Below are 20,085 nucleotides of genomic sequence, written 5' to 3'. Positions count from 1 at the left end.
GGCGCAGTCGACACTCCTCACCCCGGTTCTGCGGATGCGGTGGCCGACCCAGGACACGCCCCGTCCGGCAAAAATCACACAAATCCTGCAAGGCCGGGCGGGCGCGCTGCGACCGGGCATCCGCGGCACCCGCTTCAGACAGGCGAGCCTCGGCGGGCGTCTGGCAGAGGAGGGTCGCGTCAGGGAGCCGGCAAACTTTCGAGATACATTCGAGATACATGAGGTCTCCCGGGCTCGGCCGTGCAGCATTGAAACCTGTAATCGCCTCGACTTGCATCCGTGAATGCCTGACGCGCGATTTCGATACGGCTTCGGGAGGCCCCCCTCGGAACGTGCCGTGAAGTGAGATGCCCCGGGGCGAGCGCACGTGCGAATGCATGGCGCTCTCGCCGAGAATGCTGGCAGCAAAGGATTTCACCAAGAATGTGGATGTGCATTACAGCGTGACAGTACGAAGGAAGAGATCGTCTGCTCGCCATGCAAGATGAACGCCTCGGTCCATCGGAGCGCGTTCCTTGCGCCTCGACGCCCTCGTGGCGGCCTCGGCCGCGGATCGCTCGACGTCGTGCTCGAGGCGACCTTCCACCGCGGTCGAGAGGTCGTCTCCGGGGCGTCCCTCCCCCCGCGGCGCGCCGACCTACGCCGGGACCGCCTCGATCACCGTCGTCGGGCTCGCGGTGGGGAAGGTCCGCGAGAGGCGGAATCCAGCGGCGGCGAGGAGCGCGCGGAACTCCGCCTCGGTGCGCTCCCGGCCGCCGCCGGCGACGAGCATCGCCAGGTCGAAGACCTTGCCGAAGTCCGGCCCGTCGCCCGGCTGGATCACGGCCTCGACCACCAGGAGCCGGCCGCCGTCGGCGATGGCGCGGCGGACGTTCCTGAGAAGGAGGAGGGACTCCTCGTCGCTCCAGTCGTGGAGGATGGCAGAGAGGATGTAGGCGTCCGCTCCCTCGGGAACCGAGCGGAAGAAGTCGCCGCCCGCCACCTCGCAGCGCGCGGCCACCCCCGCCCGCTCCAGGCTCGCCTTCGCGTCGCCGACGACGCGCGGCAGATCGAAGAGCACGCCGCGCATCTCCGGATGGCGCGAGAGGATCGAGGCGAGCAGCGCCCCGTGCCCGCCGCCCACGTCGACGAGGCGGCGCACCCCGGAGAAGTCGTACGCCGCCGCCGCCGCCCTGTGGATCTGCGTGGCGAAGGACGTCATGGCGTCGTTGAAATGGGCCGCGGCCTCCGGCGCCGTCTCGAAGTACTGAAAGAGGTTGTCGACACCGTAGAGCCGCGTCGGCGCGGGCTTGCCCGTCTCCACGCAGCGCAGCAGGTCGATCACGCTATGCTGGCACCACGCGTCGCCCGTCATGAGCGCATAAGCGCGGAGCGAGCCCGGCGCGTCGCTCCTCAGGCAGTCGGCGAGCGGCGTGAGCCCGAAGCGGCCCGGCTCCGTCTCCGCAAACACGCCGACGGCGGTGAGCGCGCGCAGGACGCGATAGAGGGAGGGCGCGTGGACGCCGGCGGCCTCCGCGAGCGCTTCGACAGCGACGGGGCCGTCCTTGACGCGATCCGCGATGTCCAGCTTCGCGGCCGTGACGATGGCTTGCGTGATCCAGGACGCAGTGATCATCTGAAGAACACGCGCCGCCGGAGGCATCGATTGTTCATGCATGGTCGGGTCTCTCCCGGGATCGTGCTACGTGAACGGCGCCGCCATGGCAAGCCTCGCCCAGGGCGGCGCCCGCGCGGAGCAAGGCCTCGCCGCCGAGCGTGGAGGGCGCGGGAGGCACGAGGAGCACGCCGCCGCACATGCCTTGTTCATGAGGCCAGCGTGCGCCGACCGTGAAACATGCCTTGACCATGCGACCGATCGGTCATATGACTGACCGGTCGCATGCCGAAGAGCACGTTCTTTGGGCTGCCCGAGGAGCGGCGGGATCGCCTCGTCCGCGAGGCCATCGTCGAGTTCGCGGACCGGACCTACGCCGAGGCCTCGCTGTCGCAGATCGCGCGCCGCGCGCGCATCCCGAAGGGCAGCTTCTATCAGTACTTCGACGACAAGCTCGACCTCTACCGGTGGCTCCTCACCGAGGAGGCGCCGCGGCGCAAGCGCGCGTTCGTGGGCGCGGCGCCGCTGGAGGGCGACTTCTGGGCGCGCCTCGAGACCGTCATCGAGCGCGGCATGGCGTTCCTCGTCGAGCACCCGCGCCTCGCCCGCCTGTCCGCGGCCGCGGCCGACCCGACGGCGGACGCCGAGGTCCGCGGCCTGCACAAGGCCATCTGCGAGGCCGGCGCCGCGGAGCTCCGGGCCCTGCTCGCGGAGGGCGTCGCGAGCGGCGCCCTCCGCGCCGGCGACACCAGCCTCGAGGTGGCGACCCGCCTGGTCGCCGCCGTCATCGGCCCCGGGCTCACGGACGCCGTGCTCCAGGAGCTCGGGGCCGAGCTCCACGACGTGCTGGCCTCGGACGCGCTGCGAGCGCAGCTCGGCCCGAAGCGCCGCCGTCGCCTCGCCCGGCAGGCAGTCCGGTTCATCCGGAGCGGCATCGGCTCCGGCGCTGCGTAGGTTCATCCACAAGGGAGCTCTCATGATCAGATACGATTTCTCCGGAAGGGTCGCGCTCGTCACCGGGGGCACCTCCGGCATCGGCCTCGCGACGGCGCGCGCGTTCGCCCGCGCGGGGGCGCGCGTCGCCGTGGCCGCCCGGAACGAGGACGCCGGGCGGCGGGCCTGCGCGGCGCTGGAGCAGGAGGGCGCGACGGCGCTGTTCGTCCCGACCGACGTGCGGGACGAGGCGTCGGTGAAGCGCGCCGTGGAACAGACGATGACGCGCTTCGGCCGGCTCGACTGCGCGGTCAACTGCGCGGGCGCCGGCGGCGACATGGCCCGCCTCGAGGACACCGATCAGGCGGTGTGGGACAGCGTCATGGCGATCAACGCCCGCGGGGTCTGGCTGGCCATGCGCCACGAGATCCCGGCCATGCTCGCGTCGGGAGGGGGCGCCATCGTCAACATGAGCGCGATCTACGGGCTCGCCGGGAAGCCGGCGCACCACGCGTACGTCGCGTCCAAGCACGCCGTCGTCGGGATGACACGGTCGGTGGCGCTCGAGTTCGCGACCCGGGGCATCCGCGTGAACGCCCTCTGCGCCGGCGTCACCCGCACGCCCGGCATGCAGCAGGCCGAGGCGCTCGCGCCCGAGCTCGTCCAGGCGCTGGTGGCAGAGCACCCGATGTCGCGGATGGCGACCGAGGACGAGGTCGCCGGCGCCGCCGTGTGGCTGTGCTCGGACGGCGCGGCCTACGTCACCGGCGCCCCGCTCCCTGTCGACGGCGGCTTCCTGGCCGCCTGACGCGCGCGGCGCGCCCGGCGTCTGCCCGGGGCGCGCGGGTGCGCGTGCGCATGCGTATCGACAACGCGGTCGCCCGCGCGCGCACATTCGCTGCGGCCTCTGCTGCGGTTCGCGCTTGCGGCGTGTCCCGCAGCGGGCTCACCTGGGTCCTCGCGTGCGACCCCGGCCGGCCCGGCTGCGCCGGAGGGTCGCACCGGGACCCTGACCTCGCCCGCGCTCGGCGCCCCACAACGGAGTTCTCATGCAACAGAGGCAGATCGCGTTCCTCATCTATCCTGACATGACGCCGCTCGACCTCATCGGGCCGCTCCAGGTGGTCAAGAACCTCGAGAGCTTCGGCGCCTTCGACGTGGTCACGGTCGGAGAGCGCCTGGAGCCCATGCCCACCGACGTGGGGATCGGCATGCAGCCGGAGCGGACCTTCGAGCAGGTGCCCGAGCCGTTCGCGCTCGTGATCCCCGGCGGGCTCGCCGGCCCGATCAAGGCGATCGCGAACGACAAGCTGATGGCCTATGTCCGCTCCGCGGGGAGGGCCGCCGAGGTGCTCGCCTCGGTGTGCACCGGGTCGATCATCCTCGCCGCGGCGGGGCTGCTCGAGGGGCGCAGCGCGACCACGCACTGGACGTTCCTCGAGCACCTCGGCCGCCTCGGCGCGGTCCCTGTGCGCAAGCGGTGGGTCGAGGACGGCAACGTCATCACCGCCGCGGGCGTGTCGGCCGGCATCGACATGGCGATCGCCCTGGTCGCGCGGCTCGCGGGCAACGACGTGGCGCGCACGATCCAGGCGATCGTCGAGTACGACCCCGAGCCGCCGCTCGGCCCCATCGACTGGCGCTGGGTCGAGGACGCGAAGGTCGGGCCCACGCTGCTCGAGAGCGTGACCCCCGCGCTGCGGGAGATCCTGGCCGGCAAACCCGAGCTCGCGAAGAAGCTGTTCCCCTGAGGGCATGTCGGCGCCGCGCGGATGTCGTCGCCGCGCGCGCGCCGCGCGACCGCCGCGCGACCGCGGCGTACAGGTCACCTCGGCTGCGCTGGTTGCGCGGGCCGCGTCGCTCTGTTACACATTGCCGCTGACGCAAGAGGAGAGTGCTCCGGTGAAGATCAGCTCCTGAATCGGTCTCCGTCGCAGGTCGCGAGCGCGCCAGGTCTCTTTCGCCTGGCCGCGCAACGCAGCCTGCCCGTCCCGTGACCGGGCCGCGTGGCCCTCAGGATTCAGGAGCTTGTATGTCGTCGTTGCGCGCGCATCGTCTCTCCTTTTCTTTTTCCGACGCGTCCCCGATCCTCGCGGACGTCGATCTCTGCCTGACGCCCGGCTGGTACGGGATCGTCGGGCCGAACGGCGCCGGCAAGACAACGCTCCTCCGGCTCTTCGCCGGCGAGCTCGCGCCCGACGCGGGGAGCGTTCGCCTCGATCCGCGGGGCGCGTCGATCGCGGTCTGCCCGCAGGCCGTCGAGCACGAAGGCGCGGCGATCCGCGCGCTCGGCGCGGCCGACGACGGCGCGGCGCGCCGGCTGCGCGGCGAGCTCCTGCTGGATCCGGCGGCGCTCGAGCGCTGGGCCACGCTGTCGCCCGGCGAGCGCAAGCGGTGGCAGATCGGCGCGGCGCTCGCCGCGGCGCCGGACCTGCTCCTGCTCGACGAGCCGACGAACCACATCGACGCGGACGCGCGGGCGCTGCTCGTCGGCGCGCTGGGCGGCTTCCAGGGGATCGGCGCGTGCGTCTCGCACGATCGCGAGCTCCTCGATTCGCTGACCGTGGGCACGATCCGGGTCGATCGCGCCGCGGCGCGGCTCTATCCGGGCGGCTACAGCGCGGCCAGGGAGCTCTGGGACGCGGAGGCGCGCGGGCGCGAGGAGGCGCACCAGCGGCTGCGCGCCGAGGAGCGGCAGCTCCGCCGCCGGCTCGGCGAGGAGCGGCGGGAGCAGGCCGCGGCCGACGCGCAGCGGAGCATCGGGAAGCGCAGCAAGGGCCCGCGCGATCACGACGCCCGGGGCATGCTGGCCAATTTCCGCGTGTCGTCGGCCGAGGCGCGGCTGTCGCGCACCGTGGGCGTGACGCGGAGCAAGCTCGAGAAGGTGTCGGCCGAGGCGGGAGAGTTCGAGTTCGAGAAGGCGGTGGGCCGCAGCGTGTTCGTCGGCTACGAGCGATCGCCCGCGCCGTGGCTGTTCGTGCTCGACGCGCCCGAGATCCGCGCGGGCGGCGGCGAGGGCCCCGCGCTCCTGCGGGACGTGCGGCTCAGCGTCGGCCGCGAGGACCGCATCCGGATCGCCGGCCCGAACGGGGGCGGCAAGACCACGCTGGTCAAGGCGCTGCTCGCGAGCGCGCGGGTGCCGGCGGACCGGGTGCTCTACGTGCCGCAGGAGCTCGGAGAGGCCGAGGAGCAGGCGCTCATCGCGGCGGCGCGGCGCCTGCCCCCGGAGGAGCGCGGTCGGGTGATGTCGCTCGTGGCGGCGCTCGGCGTCGAGCCGGGGCGCCTGCTCGCGTCGGCGCGGCCTTCGCCCGGCGAGGCGCGGAAGCTGATGATCGCGCTGGGCCTCGGGCAGCACGCGTGGGCGCTCGTGCTCGATGAGCCGACCAACCACCTCGATCTGCCCTCGATCGAGCGGCTGGAGCGCGCCCTCGCCGACTACCCGGGCGCGCTCCTCCTGGTCACCCACGATCCCGCGTTCGGGCGGAGCTGCACGTCGATCCTCTGGACCGTGACCGAGGGAGACGTGCGGGTGTCATCCGACGACGCCGACGACGCCGGCGCGTGAGGCCGACGCCCTGAACCGCCGTGGTGGGAGCCGCGGCGCGGCGCCGGCGCATGACCCGCGCCGGCGCCGCCGCGGCCGCGCTCACGGGAGGACGGGCGTGCCGCCCATCTCCTGGAGCACGGCGTCCGCGCCCGACACGGCGTCCATCACCCACTGCATGTAGCGGTGATCCACGTGGATGGTCCGCGTGATCGACGGCATGAAGAGCCAGTCGGACGCCATCGCCTCGTAGTTGCCGTCGAAGGCGAGGCCCACGAGCTCGCCGCGCGCGTTCAGCGTCGCGGAGCCGGAGTTGCCGTTCGTGATGTCGAGATCGCTCAGGAAGCAGACCGGGACCTCGCCGAGGTCGTCGTCCACGTACGGGCCGAACCGCTTCTCGCGCGCCGCCTCGAGCAGCGCCTCCGGGGCGTTGAACGGCGGCTTGCCGGTGTTCTTCTTCACGAGCTCGCTGACGACGGTGAACGGGCGATAGACAGGCTTGTCGATCTCCGGCTTGTAGCCCCGCACGGTGCCGTACGTGATGCGCAGCGTGCCGTTCGCGTCGGGCGCCAGCATCCCGCCCCGGTACTCGCGGAGCGCCTCGACGAAGCGCGGCTTCACCAGGGTCATCGCCCCGGCGTACGCCTTGTCCCGGGCCTCGATGGCCTTGTCGACGGGCGCGAGCTCCAGCGCCAGGCGGATCATCGGATCCCGGCTCTCCTTGAGCTCGTCGACGGTGGCCGTCTTGAGCAGCTTGACCCGGGCCGTCGCGTCCTCGAGCGCCGTGCCGGCGTAGATCGCGTCGATCGCCGCGCCGAGGGTGGCCTCGGTCGGCGCCTGCCCGCCCGCGAGGCTCCCGATCAGCGCGGGCCGCTCCTTCGCATCGAGCCGCAGCGCGCGCTTCACGGCCAGCTTGAAGGTGCCCTGATCGATCGTCCGGCTGTACGACTTCTGGAGCGACACCTGCGCCTGCTCGAGGCGCTCCCAGTTGCGCTTCTGGTACTCGGCGTCGCGCTCGGCGTCGGCCTTGGGCCGCTCCTCGGCCATGCGCACGATCGTGACCGCGGCGTCGAGGAGCCTCGCGGACGACAGGATCTCCGACACCGTCGCGTCGTGCTCGCGCGTCTTCTGCTGCTCGGCGTGCGCCGCGGCGATCTGCTCGATCGCGCCACCGTACGCCGCCTTGCGCGCCGGGTCGGCGTCGATCCAGGCCTTGAGCTCCTCCTCCAGCTTGGCCTTCTCCCTGGCCAGGCCGCCCTCGACCAGCCCGTCGAGCAGGCCGCGCGTCTTGAGCAGGTAGTTGCTGTAGCCCTGGATGGTCGGCTGCGCCTTGATCCTCGCCGCCGGATCCCGCTTGCCGAGGTCCTCGAGCAGGGCGATCGACTCCTCGTAGAACGACACCCGCTTCGGGTATTGCCACGACACGGCGGACTCCACCTCCGCCGCGGTCCGGAGCCGGTTCGTCGTGCCGGGGTAGCCGGCGACCATCACCAGGTCGTCCTGGTTGAGCGGCGCGGACGCGAGCTTCAGGTGGTGCGCCGGGCGATACGGCACGTTGTCGTCGGCGTGGTTCGCCGGGCGGTTGTCCTTGCCGACATACGCCCTGAAGAAGGCGAAATCGCCGGAGTGGCGTGGCCAGCGCCAGTTGTCGAGTTCGCCGCCGAAGTTGCCGATGCCCTCGTGCGGGACATACACGATGCGGACGTCCTTGATCTCGAGCTGCTCGATCAGCGAGATCTTGCCGCCCCCGAAATACTCGGCAATGGAGCAGCGGACCTCGGGGCGCCCCTCCTCGCACGCGGCCACGAGCTGCTTCTTGCGCTTCTCGATCTCCTCGTAGCGCGCGAGGTCGCTCGAGATCGACGCGATGCCGCGCCGCACCTCGCCGGTGACGTCGCGGAACGCGCGGGTCACGAACACGCGCGCCGTGGGGCCGGCCCACTTCTCCTCGGCGCGGGTCCTCGCCAGGTAGCCGTTCGTCAGGAGGTCCTGCTCCGGCGTGGAGTTGTACTGGAGCGCACGCGTCGAGCAGTGGTGGTTCGTCGCGATGAGCCCGTCGGCCGACACGAACGAGGCCGAGCAGCCGCCCAGGCTCACCACCGCGCCGAGCGGGGAGGCCGTGGGATCGGTGAGCGACTCCGGGGCGATCTCGAGGCCGAGCGCCTTGAGCTGGTCCTTGTGCTGCGCCATCTGCTCGGGCAGCCACATCCCGCCGGGGTTCTCGAAGGGCGTCCCCTGCCCCGGCCCCGACGCCGGCGGCCTCGTGTCGCCCGCCTGCGGCCGCTCCGATCCGCAGCCCGGCGCGAGCGCGGAGAGCGCGAAGAGCGCAAAGAGCGCATGACCACGTAGAGAGAAATGAAACATGCGGTCCTGTTACCATCGCCGGTGCGCAAAGCAACCACACCGGACCTTTCCCGCCGCGCGAGACCGCTCCTGTTGCCGCGCTGCAAGCCCTGTGCGCGCGGCGGACATGCGCATTTCGACCTCGGAGCCACTCCCTTCGTGGCGACGAACACAGGGGTTCTGCGATGTTCACGAAGGAGAGATTCACCTTCTTCAGCGCGCTTGCCGGAACTTCATGTTCTCGGCGTCCGGCGGCTGGACTGGCATGCGCGGCGATCCGGTCATGTCGCGCGCGGGCCGCCGCGCGCGGCGTGGCCCCCGAGCGCCTCCTCGACGGCGCGGTCGATCTCGCGCTGTCCGAGGGCGCTGGCCCCGGCGCGGGCGCCGAGCCGCTCGATCGCCTCGGGCGGCGGACAGGTGAGGTTCCGGAGATCGGCGGCGTTCACCTGCGTGTGGCCGCTCCACTGCCGGAAATACATGTCCACGAGCGTGGAGCTCAGGAACGCGCGCAGGCCGCGGGCGAGCAGCGGCGGCAGCCCGGCGCCGCGCCGGTGGAAGACGTTGCGGTGGTTCTCGAAGCCCACGCGCGCGCACGGCACCAGCGCCGGATCGAAGACGGCGGCGGTGATGCGCCGGGGCTCCTCCTTCGAGGAGAAGCGCTTGACGACGACATACGTCCCTCGCGGCATCGCCGCCGGCGCCTGGGGCAGCGCGGCCGCCGGCGCCTCGGGCCGCGACGCCGGCCGTGCGCGCGGGCGCTCTCGGGCTGCGCTCATCGGCGGGCCGCCATGGCTACCGAGGGGCTCGGTCGAGCGGCGCGCGCTCGCCGCTCAGTCCACCTGGTGGGCCCGGAACGAGACGACCGCCCGGCTGCCCTCGAGGCAGCGGTGGATCCACGGCGCGTCGCGCGCGGCCACGGCGATGAGCCGCACGTCACCGGCGCCGTCCAGCGCCTGCATGCCCTGGAAGCCGACCATCTCGGCTTCCTTGAGGGTCATCACCTGCGCGCCCGTCTCCTTCAGCACCTCGGCGCTGAGCAGGTCGGCGCTCCCCGTTCCCTCGGCGAGGTACACCTCGAACACGGTCATCATGGGGCCATGGTCGCCGGGCGGCGCGGCGTCCACAAGGGCCGTCGCGCGCCCGTCACGCCCGTCAACTCTTGCCCGCGGCCTCGCGCTTCGTCTCGAGCTCTTCCCACCGGCTCACCAGGCGCGCCGCCTCCTGCTTGGCGCGCTCGAGATCCGAGAGCAGCCCCGCGACCTCGGGGCCGCGGCTCGAGTAGAGCGTCGGGTCGGCGAGCTTCGCCTCCAGCTCGCGGACCTTCTGGTCGGCCTCGTCGATCTTCCCGACGATGCCGTCGAGCTCGGTCCGCTCGGCGTACGTGAGCTTCGGCGCGCCGCCTGCCCGCGCGACGGTCTTCGCCTGCGCCAGCGCGGGCCGGGGCTCCGCGGCCTGCGCCTTCGCGGCCCGCGCCGCGGCCTCCGCCTCGACCTCGGCCGCGGCGTGGGCGCGCTGCTCGCGGTAAGCGTCGTAGTTGCCCGCGTACCGCACCACCCGGCCGCCGCCCTCGAACGCGAGGATCGAGGTCGCCACCCGGTTCAGGAACCAGCGGTCGTGGGTCACGACGAGCGCCGAGCCGTCGAGCTCGACGAGCATCCCCTCGAGCGCGGCCAGGGTCATCACGTCGAGATCGTTCGTGGGCTCGTCGAGGATGATCACGTTGACGCTCTGGGTGAGCATCTTCGCGAGCGCCACGCGCGCCCGCTCCCCGCCGGAGAGCGAGCCGACCGGCTGCCGCGCCTTGTTCGGGTCGAAGAGGAACCGCTCCAGGTAGCTGCGCACGTCCATGGATCGGCCGCCGACCTCGACGCGCGTGTGGGAGCCCGCGATGTTCTCGAAGATCGACTTGTCGAGGTCGAGTCCGCTGCGGTGCTGGTCGAAGTAGGCGATACTCGAGTTCTTCCCGAGCACGACCTCGCCTTCCATCGTGGGCCCCTCGGCGGCCGCGCCGTCGCCCTCGGCGGCCACCTGGCCGAGGATCGCCCGCAGCATGGTGGTCTTGCCCGTCCCGTTGCGGCCGACGACGCCGACGCGCTCGCCCTTGGTGAGGGAGAAGTCGAGGCCGCGCACGAGCCACTTTCCGTCGACGGCGAGGCCGAGCTTCTTCAGCTCGAGGATGGTCTTGCCGGTGCGCACCGACTCGACCGAGAGCTGCGCGGTGCGCTCGGCCTTCGGCGGCGGGGCGGCCTTGGTCGTCTCCGCGCGCTGGATGCGCGCCTTCTGCTTGCCGGTGCGCGCCTTCGGCTGGCGCCTCAGCCACTCGAGCTCGGTGCGCAGGAAATTCTGCCGGTTCGACTCGGTGCGCGCCTCGAGCGCGAGGCGGTCGGACTTCTGCTCGAGGTACTCCTCGTAGCCGCCGTCGTAGCTGTAGACCTTGCCCTTGTCGATCTCGAGCGTCCGCTCGACGACCCGGTCGAGGAGGTAGCGATCGTGGGTGATGAGGAGCAGCGCGCCGGGGTGCTCCTCGACGAGGTAGCGCTCGAGCCACTCGACGGTCTCGACGTCGAGGTGGTTGCTGGGCTCGTCGAGCACGGCGAGCGCCGGCCGCGACACGAGCAGGCGCGCGAGGGCGACGCGCCGGCGGTCGCCGCCGCTGAGCACGCTCATGGGCGCGTCGGGCCGGGTGACGCCGACGTGGCCGATGATGGCGTCGACCCGGTGCATCATGTCCCACCCGCCGAGCCGCTCGACGTCGGCCGCGGCCTCGGTCTGCGCGGCGAGGAGCGCCTCGGCGTCCCCGGTGCCGGCGGCGAGCGAGCGGCTCACCTCGTCGTGGCGGGCCTTGGCGGCGTGCCACGCCGAGAGCCCGGCGAGCACGACGTCGCGCGCGGTGTCGGACGGCTCGAAGACAGGGTCCTGGGAGAGCACGCCGATCTCGGCGCCGCGGCGGCGGGAGATGGTGCCGCTGTCCGGCAGCTCGACGCCGGCGAGGATGCGCGCGAGCGTGCTCTTGCCGGAGCCGTTCAGCCCGACGAGGCCGACGCGCTCGCCGGTGCGGATGGTGACGGAGACGCCGTCGAGGATGGTCTGCGGGCCGAAGGCTTTGTGGAGATCGTGAGCGGTGAGGACGGGCACAGGGCGCGGAGCTTAGCGCAGCGGATGCCACATGGGCCCGCTTTGCTGAGGAGGCGCTGTCGACGCCCCCGGGCGCGGGCGGCGTCCCCGGGCGGCGCGCCGCTGCGCAGGCTGCTCGCCTCGGTCGTCCGCGCGCCGCGCGTTCCGATCATCCGGGTCGAGGAGGACGGCAGCTCCTCGAACACGGCATCTGGCGCCCACGAACGAGGTCGGCGCAGATCGGCGTCGGTGTCGCCGTGCTCACCTCCTGGCTGACGCGCCGCCAACCACGTACAAGGACGGTTATCTCCGAGGATGGCTCCTGGCCACAGCGGTTTCCACAGCAGCTCCACGTGATTCCTCACTCCGGATCTGGAGCTCCTGCCCCGGGCGCCGCTTGACAGGCCGCTCCTTGCTGTGATGCCGTCTCGCGACAGGTCTGATCCGCGCGCGAGGGTACCGCGTACGAACCACGCACGAACGAGCGACAATGTATCAGGAGGGGGTCTCATGACGATGACCGGGAGACATTGGGCAGCGGCCGCCGGGCTCACGCTGATGACGGCGGCATGCGGAGCGAGCGATACGGACGAGGCGCGGGCAGCCGCACCCATCAAGCGAACACCGCTTCCTCAGAACGAGTTCATCCCGGTGAAGATCGAGGCGACGATCGACAAGCTCGTCGCCGAGATCAACAAGAGCTCGATCCAGCCGATGCAGATCGCGGTCTTGCTGAAGTCCCTCAGCGGCTTCTTTGCGCCGATCGCCACGGGCGCGAACCGAGCCATGGGGGAGCTCGGGGTCTCCGGGAGGGTCACGGGGAACGTGCTCGGGATCACCGATGCTTCGACAGATCAGGCGCAATTGACGGAGCTCCAGACGAAACAGATAGAACAGACGGTGGCGGAAGGCACCGAGGGGATCGCCATCACGCCCTTCGGCGAAGGCAACGGGGCCGCGCTCGACGAGGCCGTCGCGGCGGGGATCCCCGTGGTGACGCTCGACACCGACCTGGCGAAATCGACGCGCTCGATCTACGTCGGGATACTCAGCACGTCTGCCGGGGACGCGGCGGGGAAGACGCTGCTCAAGATGCTGCCCGAGGGGCCGGGTACGGTGCTCATCCACGGCTGGGCCGACCCGATCTGGGCCGACGGCGTGAATCGCACTCAGGGCGCGAAGGGCGTGTTCGAGGCAGCCGGCTACGACGTTCTGGTACATCAGTCCATCTACGATGACGAGACCAGGGACGTCGAGGTGATGAAAGGCAAGATCGAGGACGCGGACCCGCCCGTCGTGGGCCTGATCGGGATGTTCAGCGACTCGTATCGATGCGTGCTGGCCGCGGACGCCGCGCGCGCGCCGGACCTCCCCATCGTCGCCTTCGATTTCGCGCCGCAGACCGCCGACTACATGCGCCAGGGTCGCATCAAGGCCACGCACGTCCAGCGGCAGTACTACGAGGGGTACCTCGGGCCCTACATCATCTACGGCATCAAGAGCATCGGCCTCGAGGCGACCAGGAAGATCCTCGCGCCGCAGCTCGTCGGAGGCAACCAGTTCGATCTCGGCGTCGACGTGGTCCCGTGGGACAAGGTCGACACCTACAACGACTTCCTCGACGAGATCGGCGCAGAGCAGTAGCGGCGTCGCGGCTCCAAAGCAGGCTCTTCTGTGCTGATCCGGTGACTTGCCACATTCGGGATCGCCCCGGCGCAAGACAAAGGATCCTCCCCGGTGGCCACAGGCCCCGACGCGACCCATCTTCGTGCTCCAGGTCACGTGGCGCTATCGCGTGCCAGCGATGCCTTCGAGGCACCTGGCTGGCAAGGAAGAAAGGAGGCACAGGATGCGAGATCGATTCGAAAGGGACGCGGGTTACGGACGAGCCGAGCGCGGTTGGGACGAGCGCTACCGGGACGGCCGGAGCCATTTCACCGAGCACGGCTGGCATCGCGACGAGCGCCGCGGCGCTGGCGAGCTCTACGATCGCGGCGCCGTCGCGCGCGACCACCGTGGCTGGGGCGGCGAGCGCGCTCGCGGTCACGCACCCAGGACGCAGCGCGAAGACACGGGGAGATCGTTCGACGACCGCCGCTTCGCCAACAGCGACGGTCGTCCCGGTGACCAGGAGCGCGGCTGGCCCCACGACGACCGCGGCGGCGACTACGTCGGCGGACGCGATCACAGCCGCAGCTTCGGGGGCAACCCCCTTCCCGCCGTGGGCAGCGCGTACAGCTTCAACCTCGGCGGCGCCTACCACCTCGGCATGACCCGCGCCGTGAGCCCCGACTACCCCGACGAGGCCTGGCTCGGCGGCCCGTACCTCGACGAGGGCCACCTCGCGCGCACCGACCGCGAATCCGGCCGCTCGCCGGCGCAGGGCGTCCGCCACGCGCTGGGCGAGATCGGCGAGCGCGTGCGCAGCGCGCTCGGCCGCGGGCCGAAGGGCTACAAGCGCTCGGACGCGCGCATCCAGGAGGACATCTGCGAGATGCTCTCGTACCGCAATGACATCGACGTGAGCGACGTCACGGTCGAGGTGCTGAACAACGAGGTCACGCTCGAGGGCACGGTGCCCCAGCGCAACCACAAGCGCATCATCGAGCAGGTCGCCGAGAGCGTGCGGGGCGTCGAGGACGTGCACAACCGGATCCGGGTACAGCGGGCCATCGAGCCGACGACCGAGCCGACGACCCGCTCGACCGCCACGGCGGGCACGATGGGCGACGCCGCCCTGGCGGGCACGCAGCAGGGCGCTCCTCGCCCGACGAGCCACGCGGCCCGGATCTGAGCCTGCGGGGCGCGCCCGGCGAGGGCGCGAGCGAGCGCGCGCTTGCCGGAGCCGTTCAGCCCGACGATGCCACCGCGCTCGCCCGTACGGACGGTGGCGGAGACGCCGTCGAGGAGGGTCGGCGGCCGAAGGATCCGTGGAGATGGTGAGCGGTGAGGACGGGCACAGGGCGCGCAGCTCAGCGCGTGGCGCCGTGGTCGGGGGGGTCGGCTCGGTCCTGTCCTCGATCGCCTGCCCGGGGCGGCATCTTCTCGGGGTTCTTGCGCCAGAACTCTCTCTGGCACCACGCCGGGAGGAGCTGCTCCACGAGGACCCCTTCTGCGGAGAGCGCCTCTTCGTGCTCGTGCCAGTCGGTATCGCACGCGTTGACGATGGTGCTTTGGCCGCCCTCCGCTCGGTGCGCGAGGTGCGCCGCCACGAGCTTCTTGTCGGAGTTGTCGAAGCGAGCGAGCCCCTCGGGCACGACGGCGTACTCACCGTCGTACTTCACGGAGACGAACGCCGTCGTCCGGAGCTTCTCCATGGCCACGACGATGCCGTAGTCCTGGGCCGTCAGCTTCTTCCTGTACTCACGCAGGATGCCGCGGGCCCTGTCCATGATCAGACGGCGCCCGTCATCGGCGCGAAACTCTTTGAGCCATGCGAAGACGATCCTGCGCTCGCTCGTGGGGACATGAGTGTCCTTGAACGGCGACGCAGGATCGGCGGCGCTCGCGACGATGAGCACATTGGTGTCGACGACATGATCAGCCACGTTGCTCGTCCTTCTCCATGCGGTCGAGCATCCGCTCCATCTGCCGCTCGACCTCGCCCACCGTGTCACCGAAGAACCTGTCGGGCCAGTTCGCGACCCGCCCGTACCCGTTCACCTCGAGCGGCTCCAGCACCGACTCCCCGTCATTGCATCGGGCGAAGTACATGGCGCACTCGTCCGGCGTGATGCGCTCCTCGGCCATCAGGGTCTGGATCCGCCGGAAGAGGTGCTCCGAGTGCGTCTCGACGAGGAGCTGCACCCTGCGCTCTCGAACGGCCTCGACGAGCAGATCGCCGAGCGCCGATTGCGCCAGCGGGTGCAGGTGGAGCTCGGGCTCGGACATGATCACCGTCGAGCCCTCGGGCGCGAAGTACGCCGCGGTGACCACGGGCAGCACCTGGGAGACCCCGAAGCCGACGTCGAGCAGGTTCGTCCGGTGGCCCTGGAACGTGATCATGACCTGGAAGAACGTCGTCGCCTGGCGCTCGATCTCCATCCTGTCCGCGACCCCGAGCCGCGCGAGGCCCGCGGAGACCTGCTCGACGAGGCGGCCCCGCTCGGACCCGTCGGCGTGACGGCCGACGAGGCTCGCGATCAGCGCCGGGATCGCGTGCTCACCGCTCGATCCGAGCTGTCCGATCGAGCGCCCCGTCCAGGCGTAGTGGCGCGTGGGCACGCTCCGGTGGGGCCCGAGGTAGGCGAGCCGCTGGAGCTCCCGCGTCAGCGCGAGCGCGAGATCCTGCGCGTCCGCCCCCGCGGCGCCGAGGGCGGCGACCGCGTCGGCCGAGAAGCCGACGGAGCGCTCGGGCTCGTAGGTCCGCCGGGCTCGCCGGTCGTCGGGCAAGGGGCCGCCCGGCGCGGAGAGCGCGTAGGCGCCGTCTCGCTGGCGTGCGACGGCGTAGGCGCCCTCGCCGGTGGCGTACGAGAGCCGCTCCACGTAGGGATTCTCATCCTCGGCGGCGCCATACTCCACCTCGTATTCCACGGAGTCGAGCGTCCGCGGCGCGGCCCCCTTTCCGATGCTCACGGGACCGAACGTCAGGCGGAAGCCGAGCCCGGCGCGAACATCGCCCCCGGAGACGACATCGGAGAGCCTGCCGAGGTCCAGCATCTCACCGGGCTGTCCACCCAGGTTGAGCGCCAGGAGCCGGTCGGGCGACTCGATGGTTTGCTTCAGGAGCAAGAGCGGCTGAAGCAGGCTCGTCTTGCCGGCCGAGTTGACGCCGAGGACCAGCGTGAGCGGCTTGAGATCGAACGCATGCGCGCCGCGCCAGGACTTGAAACCCCGGAGTCCGAGCTTCGTGAACATCCTCTGTCTCCCTTTCCACGGAGGTCTCGCGCCGCGGGCGAGCGCGCTCCTGCTCGCTCGTGGCCGTGAGCACGACCCCACCATCGCTCGATGCGTACGGGCGCCAGGCGTCGGATCATCACGGCGTTCCCTCTCCTCGTCTGTTGCTCGAATGTTGCTCGATACGCCGGATGCGCAGCTCAGCGGTCCGGCGGATCGGCCCGGTAGACCGGCTTCGGACCGGGCGACGCGGAGGGCACCGCGGCGCCAGGCCTGGGGCCCGCAGCGCTCGTCGCGCCGGGCGGCGCCGCCGAGGGCGCATTCACGGGCGCCGCGCCGGCGTCGCGCGCGGGCGCCGCGCCCGCGTCGCTCGCGGACGCCCCCGCCACGCCCGTCTCGCCGCCCGGCCCGACGAACCGGACCCGCCCGAAGCGCCGCGCGCGGTGGAAGTTCCCCTCCCCCAGGATGGGCGACCACGCCGCGCCGCCGTTGTTCTGCATGGCGTAGAAGTTCATCCGCCACACGTCCCCCGGCGACGGCGGCGCCGCCTTCGCCTTGGCGAACGAGCTCCACGGGATCTTCGCCTCGACCACGTACCCTCGGTCCTCGTCCGAGTCGTCGTCGATCGTCCCGCGCAGCTCCACCGCGCTCGCGAGCCCCGCGCTCCACGCCTGGTGACCGAAAGGCCCGTTCGGGCCGCCCCTCGGAGCGTTGTAGTCGTCGAACTGCGAGTCGAAGACGAGGTTCTGGGGGCTTATCTGGATCTCGTAATAGTCCTTGTTGTCCCCGTCGCCGTCCGGGTCGATCATCACCTCGACGGTATCCCGCTCCCAGAGGTGCGGATCGCTCGCGCCCTGCGGGAACCCGCCGGTGATCGTCCCATCGCTGACGTCGAACCCGACGTAGAGGAACGCGTCGTCCCAGAGCAGCCGCGCCTCGCCCTGCGTCGGCAGCGACCGGTCCTCGCGGCCGGTGCCCACGTTGACGAACGGGCCAGTCCTCGCGGCCGCCTGCCACGCCGGCTCGTCGAGCCGGCCGTCGACGGTGACCGCGGCGCCGGGCGCGAGCTTGCGCACCGAGAGCTCCTTCACGGCGCCCGGCCGCACCCGCGGATCGGCGTCCGCGCTTCGACCCGCAGCCGCACCCGCGCCTGCGGAAGCCGACGACGCCGGCGCCCGCCCGGCCGATCCGGCGGGCGCGGCCCCCTGCTCGCCCCCGCCGCCCCTGGAGCACGACGCGGCGAGGGCCGCGCCGAGCATCACCAGGGCCAGCGCGCGCGGGCGCGCGCCGTGCGCGCTGTCGAACGAGCGCCGCTGGCGGAAGGGCCGGCGCACCGCGGCCGCCGCTACTTCCGGCCCTTCTTGCGGGCGTCGCGCTCGCGCTTGCGCTGCGCCTTCTTGGCGTTGCGCTCGCTGGCGCTGAGGGTCTTCATCTTCGTCAGGGCCGGGCCCCCCGCGCCGGCGCCCGGGAAGCCGCCCATGCCGGGCATCCCCATCCCCGGCATCCCCATCCCGGGGAAGCCCATGCCCGGAAAGCCCATGCCCGGCATGCCCATGCCCGGCATGCCCGGCATGCCCGGCATCCCGCCGCCGGCCATCATCTGCTTCTGCATCTCCCGCATGTTCTTGGCCATCGCCGCCTGCTTCATGCCGGGGATCTTGCCCATCAGGCCCATGTTCTGGCCGAGGCCGCTCATCATCTGGCGCATGAAGAGGAACTTCTGCACGAGCTCGGTCACGGCCTCGGGCTTGGTGCCCGAGCCCTTCGCGATGCGCTCCACCCGCTTCGGCTCGCGGACGAGCGCGTACGGGTCGCTCTTCTCGATGCGGGTCATCGACTGGATGATCGCCTGGATGCGGACGAGCTCCCGGTCGTCGAGGTTGACGTCCTGCGGCAGCCCGCCGGGGAACATGCCGCCGAGCGGCAGCTTGTCGACGAGGTCCTTCAGCGACCCCATCTTCTGGATCATCCGCACCTGATCGAGGAAGTCCTCGAGGGTGAAGTCGCCCTGGAGCATCCGGGCGGCGTCCTTCTCGGCCTTCTTCTGGTCGACGACCTCCTCGAAGTCCTGCATGAGGCCGACGACGTCGCCCATGCCGAGGATGCGGCTCGCCATGCCGTCCGCGCGGAACGGCTCGAACTTGTCCGTCGTCTCGCCGACGCCGCTGAAGAGGACGGGCGCGCCCGTGACCTCCTTGATGCTGAGCGCCGCGCCGCCGCGGGCGTCGCCGTCGAGCTTCGTCAGGACGACGCCGCTGATCGACAGCCGCTCGTTGAAGCCGCGCGCCGTCTTCACGGCGTCCTGGCCGATCATCGCGTCGACGACGAGGAAGATGTTGTCCGGCGAGGTCGCGTCCTTGATCTGCGCGAGCTCCTGCATGAGCGGCTCGTCGATCGCGAGGCGGCCGGCGGTGTCGTAGATGATGACGTCGCGGCCGAGCCGCTTCGCCTCGCCGCGCGCCGCGGCGCAGATGGCCACCGGCGACTCGCCGGGGATGTTGAACACGGGGACCTTGAGCTGCTCGCCGAGCACCTTGAGCTGCTCGACGGCCGCGGGGCGCTGCATGTCGGCCGCGACGAGCAGCGGCTTGCGCCCCTGCTTCTCGAGGTAGCGCGAGAGCTTCGCGCAGCTCGTCGTCTTTCCGGAGCCCTGGAGGCCGACCATCATGATGCCCGTGGGCCCGCCGTCGGCCCAGGCGATCTCGTCGCCCTCGTGGGTCATCATCGCCTCGAGCTCGTCGTGGCAGATCTTGATGAAGTGATCGCTCGCCGAGACCTGGTGGACCTCGCCGGCGTGCTTCACCCGCGTCTCCAGGGTGCGGCCGACCGCGGCCTCCTTGACCCGGGCGAGGAACGCCTTGACCACCCCGATCTCGACGTCTGCCTCGAGCAGGCTCAGCCTCACCTCGCGGAGCGCGGCGTCGATGTTGCTCTCGGTGAGCTCCGTGAGCCCGGCGAGGCGGTTTCTGGCCTGACGAAAGCCCCGTGTCAGCGTGTCGAACATGGCAGGGCGGTCTTAGCACAGGGGACCGCGAGCGCGGATCCCTTGCCTCCCTGAAGCGCACGTCCCGCGGGCCGGCGCGGGCCCCCGGCGCGCGGGGGAGGGCGCCGCCGGCGTGGCGCCGGCCGTCACATCCGCCGGCGCGGCGCCGGCCGTCACGCCGGCGCGGCGCCGGCCGTCACATCCGCCGGCGTGGCGCCGGCCGTCACATCCCGCGCCGGGCGGCGCGGCGGAGCTCCGAGAGCGCCTCGGCGCACCTCGGCATGGTCTCGGCGCTCTCCTTGATCTTGGCGTCCGCCGCGGCGAGGTCGGTGAGATCGGCCAGCGCCCCGGGGCCGGCCGACCCCGCGGGCGCCTCGAGCAGGGCGCGGACGCGCGCCTCGGCGGCCGTCGCGTCGAGCAGCAGGCGGTAGGCCCGGGCGCACGTGTCCCTGGCGCTCACGGCGGGAGGGGTCGACGCGGGCTGCCGCTCGAGCTCGGCGAGCAGCGCCTCGCGCGCGGCGCGCGGCTCGCTCGGGGCGTCGCGGAGGACGTCGATCGCGCGCAGGAGCGCGTCCGCCTCGTGCTGCTCGGCCGACCGGCCGCACCCGGAGGCGCCGTGGAGCGCGGCGAGGGCGGCGAGCGCGGCGGCGATCCGCCGGGCTGCCGTCCCCGCTGCCCCCGCGCTCCCCGTCGCGCCGGGCGGCGTCGTCACGCCGGGCGGCGTCGTCACGCCGGGCA

The 20,085-nt window shown here is 71.9% G+C and carries 16 protein-coding genes; 6 read left to right on the top strand and 10 right to left on the bottom strand.

Annotation, left to right across the window (positions count from 1 at the left end; translation table 11 throughout):
* Window positions 1-637: 637 nt before the first annotated feature.
* The gene (locus WME76_RS41785; RefSeq protein ID WP_437962221.1) at window positions 638-1,642 is read right to left on the bottom strand and encodes a methyltransferase; all 1,005 of its coding nucleotides are present in this window, start codon (window positions 1,640-1,642) and stop codon (window positions 638-640) included.
* A 237-nt stretch (window positions 1,643-1,879) separates the two neighbouring features.
* Between WME76_RS41785 and WME76_RS41780 the strand changes: the two genes are divergently transcribed.
* The 4 genes from WME76_RS41780 to WME76_RS41765 all read left to right on the top strand — a co-directional run bounded on the left by WME76_RS41780 (window position 1,880) and on the right by WME76_RS41765 (window position 6,092).
* A complete protein-coding gene (locus tag WME76_RS41780) occupies window positions 1,880-2,548 on the top strand; it encodes a TetR/AcrR family transcriptional regulator (RefSeq protein WP_437957737.1) in 669 nt (222 codons plus the stop codon).
* 22 nt (window positions 2,549-2,570) lie between these two features.
* On the top strand, window positions 2,571-3,335 hold the full coding sequence (locus WME76_RS41775) for a glucose 1-dehydrogenase (RefSeq protein ID WP_437957736.1): 765 nt from the start codon (window positions 2,571-2,573) through the stop codon (window positions 3,333-3,335).
* 241 nt (window positions 3,336-3,576) lie between these two features.
* Complete coding sequence (locus WME76_RS41770) at window positions 3,577-4,278, top strand: DJ-1/PfpI family protein (protein ID WP_437957735.1); 702 nt, start codon at window positions 3,577-3,579, stop codon at window positions 4,276-4,278.
* A 281-nt stretch (window positions 4,279-4,559) separates the two neighbouring features.
* The gene (locus WME76_RS41765) at window positions 4,560-6,092 is read left to right on the top strand and encodes an ATP-binding cassette domain-containing protein (RefSeq protein ID WP_437957734.1); all 1,533 of its coding nucleotides are present in this window, start codon (window positions 4,560-4,562) and stop codon (window positions 6,090-6,092) included.
* An 81-nt stretch (window positions 6,093-6,173) separates the two neighbouring features.
* Here the strand turns inward: WME76_RS41765 and WME76_RS41760 are convergent, their stop codons facing one another.
* From WME76_RS41760 to WME76_RS41745, 4 genes are all read right to left on the bottom strand, one after another.
* Window positions 6,174-8,435, bottom strand: coding sequence for a S46 family peptidase (locus tag WME76_RS41760; RefSeq protein WP_437957733.1), 2,262 nt, complete (start codon window positions 8,433-8,435; stop codon window positions 6,174-6,176).
* A 260-nt stretch (window positions 8,436-8,695) separates the two neighbouring features.
* A complete protein-coding gene (locus WME76_RS41755; RefSeq protein WP_437957732.1) occupies window positions 8,696-9,190 on the bottom strand; it encodes a hypothetical protein in 495 nt (164 codons plus the stop codon).
* A 54-nt stretch (window positions 9,191-9,244) separates the two neighbouring features.
* Entirely contained in the window at window positions 9,245-9,505 is a 261-nt protein-coding gene (locus WME76_RS41750; protein ID WP_437957731.1) for a hypothetical protein, read from the bottom strand.
* A gap of 61 nt (window positions 9,506-9,566) precedes the next feature.
* On the bottom strand, window positions 9,567-11,549 hold the full coding sequence (locus WME76_RS41745; protein WP_437957730.1) for an ABC-F family ATP-binding cassette domain-containing protein: 1,983 nt from the start codon (window positions 11,547-11,549) through the stop codon (window positions 9,567-9,569).
* 495 nt (window positions 11,550-12,044) lie between these two features.
* On the opposite strand from WME76_RS41745, the gene WME76_RS41740 reads away from it, so the two are divergent.
* On the top strand, window positions 12,045-13,172 hold the full coding sequence (locus tag WME76_RS41740) for a sugar ABC transporter substrate-binding protein (protein WP_437957729.1): 1,128 nt from the start codon (window positions 12,045-12,047) through the stop codon (window positions 13,170-13,172).
* 205 nt (window positions 13,173-13,377) lie between these two features.
* Entirely contained in the window at window positions 13,378-14,322 is a 945-nt protein-coding gene (locus WME76_RS41735) for a BON domain-containing protein (protein ID WP_437957728.1), read from the top strand.
* 178 nt (window positions 14,323-14,500) lie between these two features.
* Here the strand turns inward: WME76_RS41735 and WME76_RS41730 are convergent, their stop codons facing one another.
* The 5 genes from WME76_RS41730 to WME76_RS41710 all read right to left on the bottom strand — a co-directional run bounded on the left by WME76_RS41730 (window position 14,501) and on the right by WME76_RS41710 (window position 20,077).
* On the bottom strand, window positions 14,501-15,076 hold the full coding sequence (locus WME76_RS41730; protein ID WP_437957727.1) for a hypothetical protein: 576 nt from the start codon (window positions 15,074-15,076) through the stop codon (window positions 14,501-14,503).
* On the bottom strand, window positions 15,069-16,385 hold the full coding sequence (locus tag WME76_RS41725) for a DUF3696 domain-containing protein (protein ID WP_437957726.1): 1,317 nt from the start codon (window positions 16,383-16,385) through the stop codon (window positions 15,069-15,071). The genes WME76_RS41730 and WME76_RS41725 overlap by 8 nt, the downstream gene beginning before the upstream one ends.
* Window positions 16,386-16,564: 179 nt before the next feature.
* Window positions 16,565-17,698 carry a carbohydrate-binding family 9-like protein gene (locus tag WME76_RS41720; protein WP_437957725.1) on the bottom strand — a complete coding sequence of 378 codons (1,134 nt, stop codon included), beginning with the start codon at window positions 17,696-17,698 and terminating at the stop codon, window positions 16,565-16,567.
* Window positions 17,699-17,709: 11 nt separating this feature from the next.
* Window positions 17,710-19,368 (bottom strand): signal recognition particle protein, encoded by a 1,659-nt coding sequence (ffh, locus tag WME76_RS41715; RefSeq protein WP_437957724.1) that lies wholly within the window; start codon window positions 19,366-19,368, stop codon window positions 17,710-17,712.
* Window positions 19,369-19,570: 202 nt separating this feature from the next.
* Window positions 19,571-20,077 (bottom strand): hypothetical protein, encoded by a 507-nt coding sequence (locus WME76_RS41710; RefSeq protein ID WP_437957723.1) that lies wholly within the window; start codon window positions 20,075-20,077, stop codon window positions 19,571-19,573.
* Between the last annotated feature and the right edge of the window lie 8 nt (window positions 20,078-20,085).

The organism is Sorangium sp. So ce119 (assembly GCF_051524405.1).
In the GTDB taxonomy this organism is placed as follows: Bacteria; Myxococcota_A; Polyangia; order Polyangiales; family Polyangiaceae; genus Sorangium; species Sorangium cellulosum_G.
This window is presented reverse-complemented; position numbering and strand designations above follow the sequence as displayed.

What these genes read in the sequence shown, in the direction of transcription:
- WME76_RS41785 (WP_437962221.1), bottom strand. Translation starts at nt 1,642, where the DNA reads ATGCCTCCGGCGGCGCGTGTTCTTCAGATGATCACTGCGTCCTGGATC.
- WME76_RS41780 (WP_437957737.1), top strand. Translation starts at nt 1,880, where the DNA reads ATGCCGAAGAGCACGTTCTTTGGGCTGCCCGAGGAGCGGCGGGATCGC.
- WME76_RS41775 (WP_437957736.1), top strand. Translation starts at nt 2,571, where the DNA reads ATGATCAGATACGATTTCTCCGGAAGGGTCGCGCTCGTCACCGGGGGC.
- WME76_RS41770 (WP_437957735.1), top strand. Translation starts at nt 3,577, where the DNA reads ATGCAACAGAGGCAGATCGCGTTCCTCATCTATCCTGACATGACGCCG.
- WME76_RS41765 (WP_437957734.1), top strand. Translation starts at nt 4,560, where the DNA reads ATGTCGTCGTTGCGCGCGCATCGTCTCTCCTTTTCTTTTTCCGACGCG.
- WME76_RS41760 (WP_437957733.1), bottom strand. Translation starts at nt 8,435, where the DNA reads ATGTTTCATTTCTCTCTACGTGGTCATGCGCTCTTTGCGCTCTTCGCG.
- WME76_RS41755 (WP_437957732.1), bottom strand. Translation starts at nt 9,190, where the DNA reads ATGAGCGCAGCCCGAGAGCGCCCGCGCGCACGGCCGGCGTCGCGGCCC.
- WME76_RS41750 (WP_437957731.1), bottom strand. Translation starts at nt 9,505, where the DNA reads ATGATGACCGTGTTCGAGGTGTACCTCGCCGAGGGAACGGGGAGCGCC.
- WME76_RS41740 (WP_437957729.1), top strand. Translation starts at nt 12,045, where the DNA reads ATGACCGGGAGACATTGGGCAGCGGCCGCCGGGCTCACGCTGATGACG.
- WME76_RS41735 (WP_437957728.1), top strand. Translation starts at nt 13,378, where the DNA reads ATGCGAGATCGATTCGAAAGGGACGCGGGTTACGGACGAGCCGAGCGC.
- WME76_RS41725 (WP_437957726.1), bottom strand. Translation starts at nt 16,385, where the DNA reads ATGTTCACGAAGCTCGGACTCCGGGGTTTCAAGTCCTGGCGCGGCGCG.
- ffh (WP_437957724.1), bottom strand. Translation starts at nt 19,368, where the DNA reads ATGTTCGACACGCTGACACGGGGCTTTCGTCAGGCCAGAAACCGCCTC.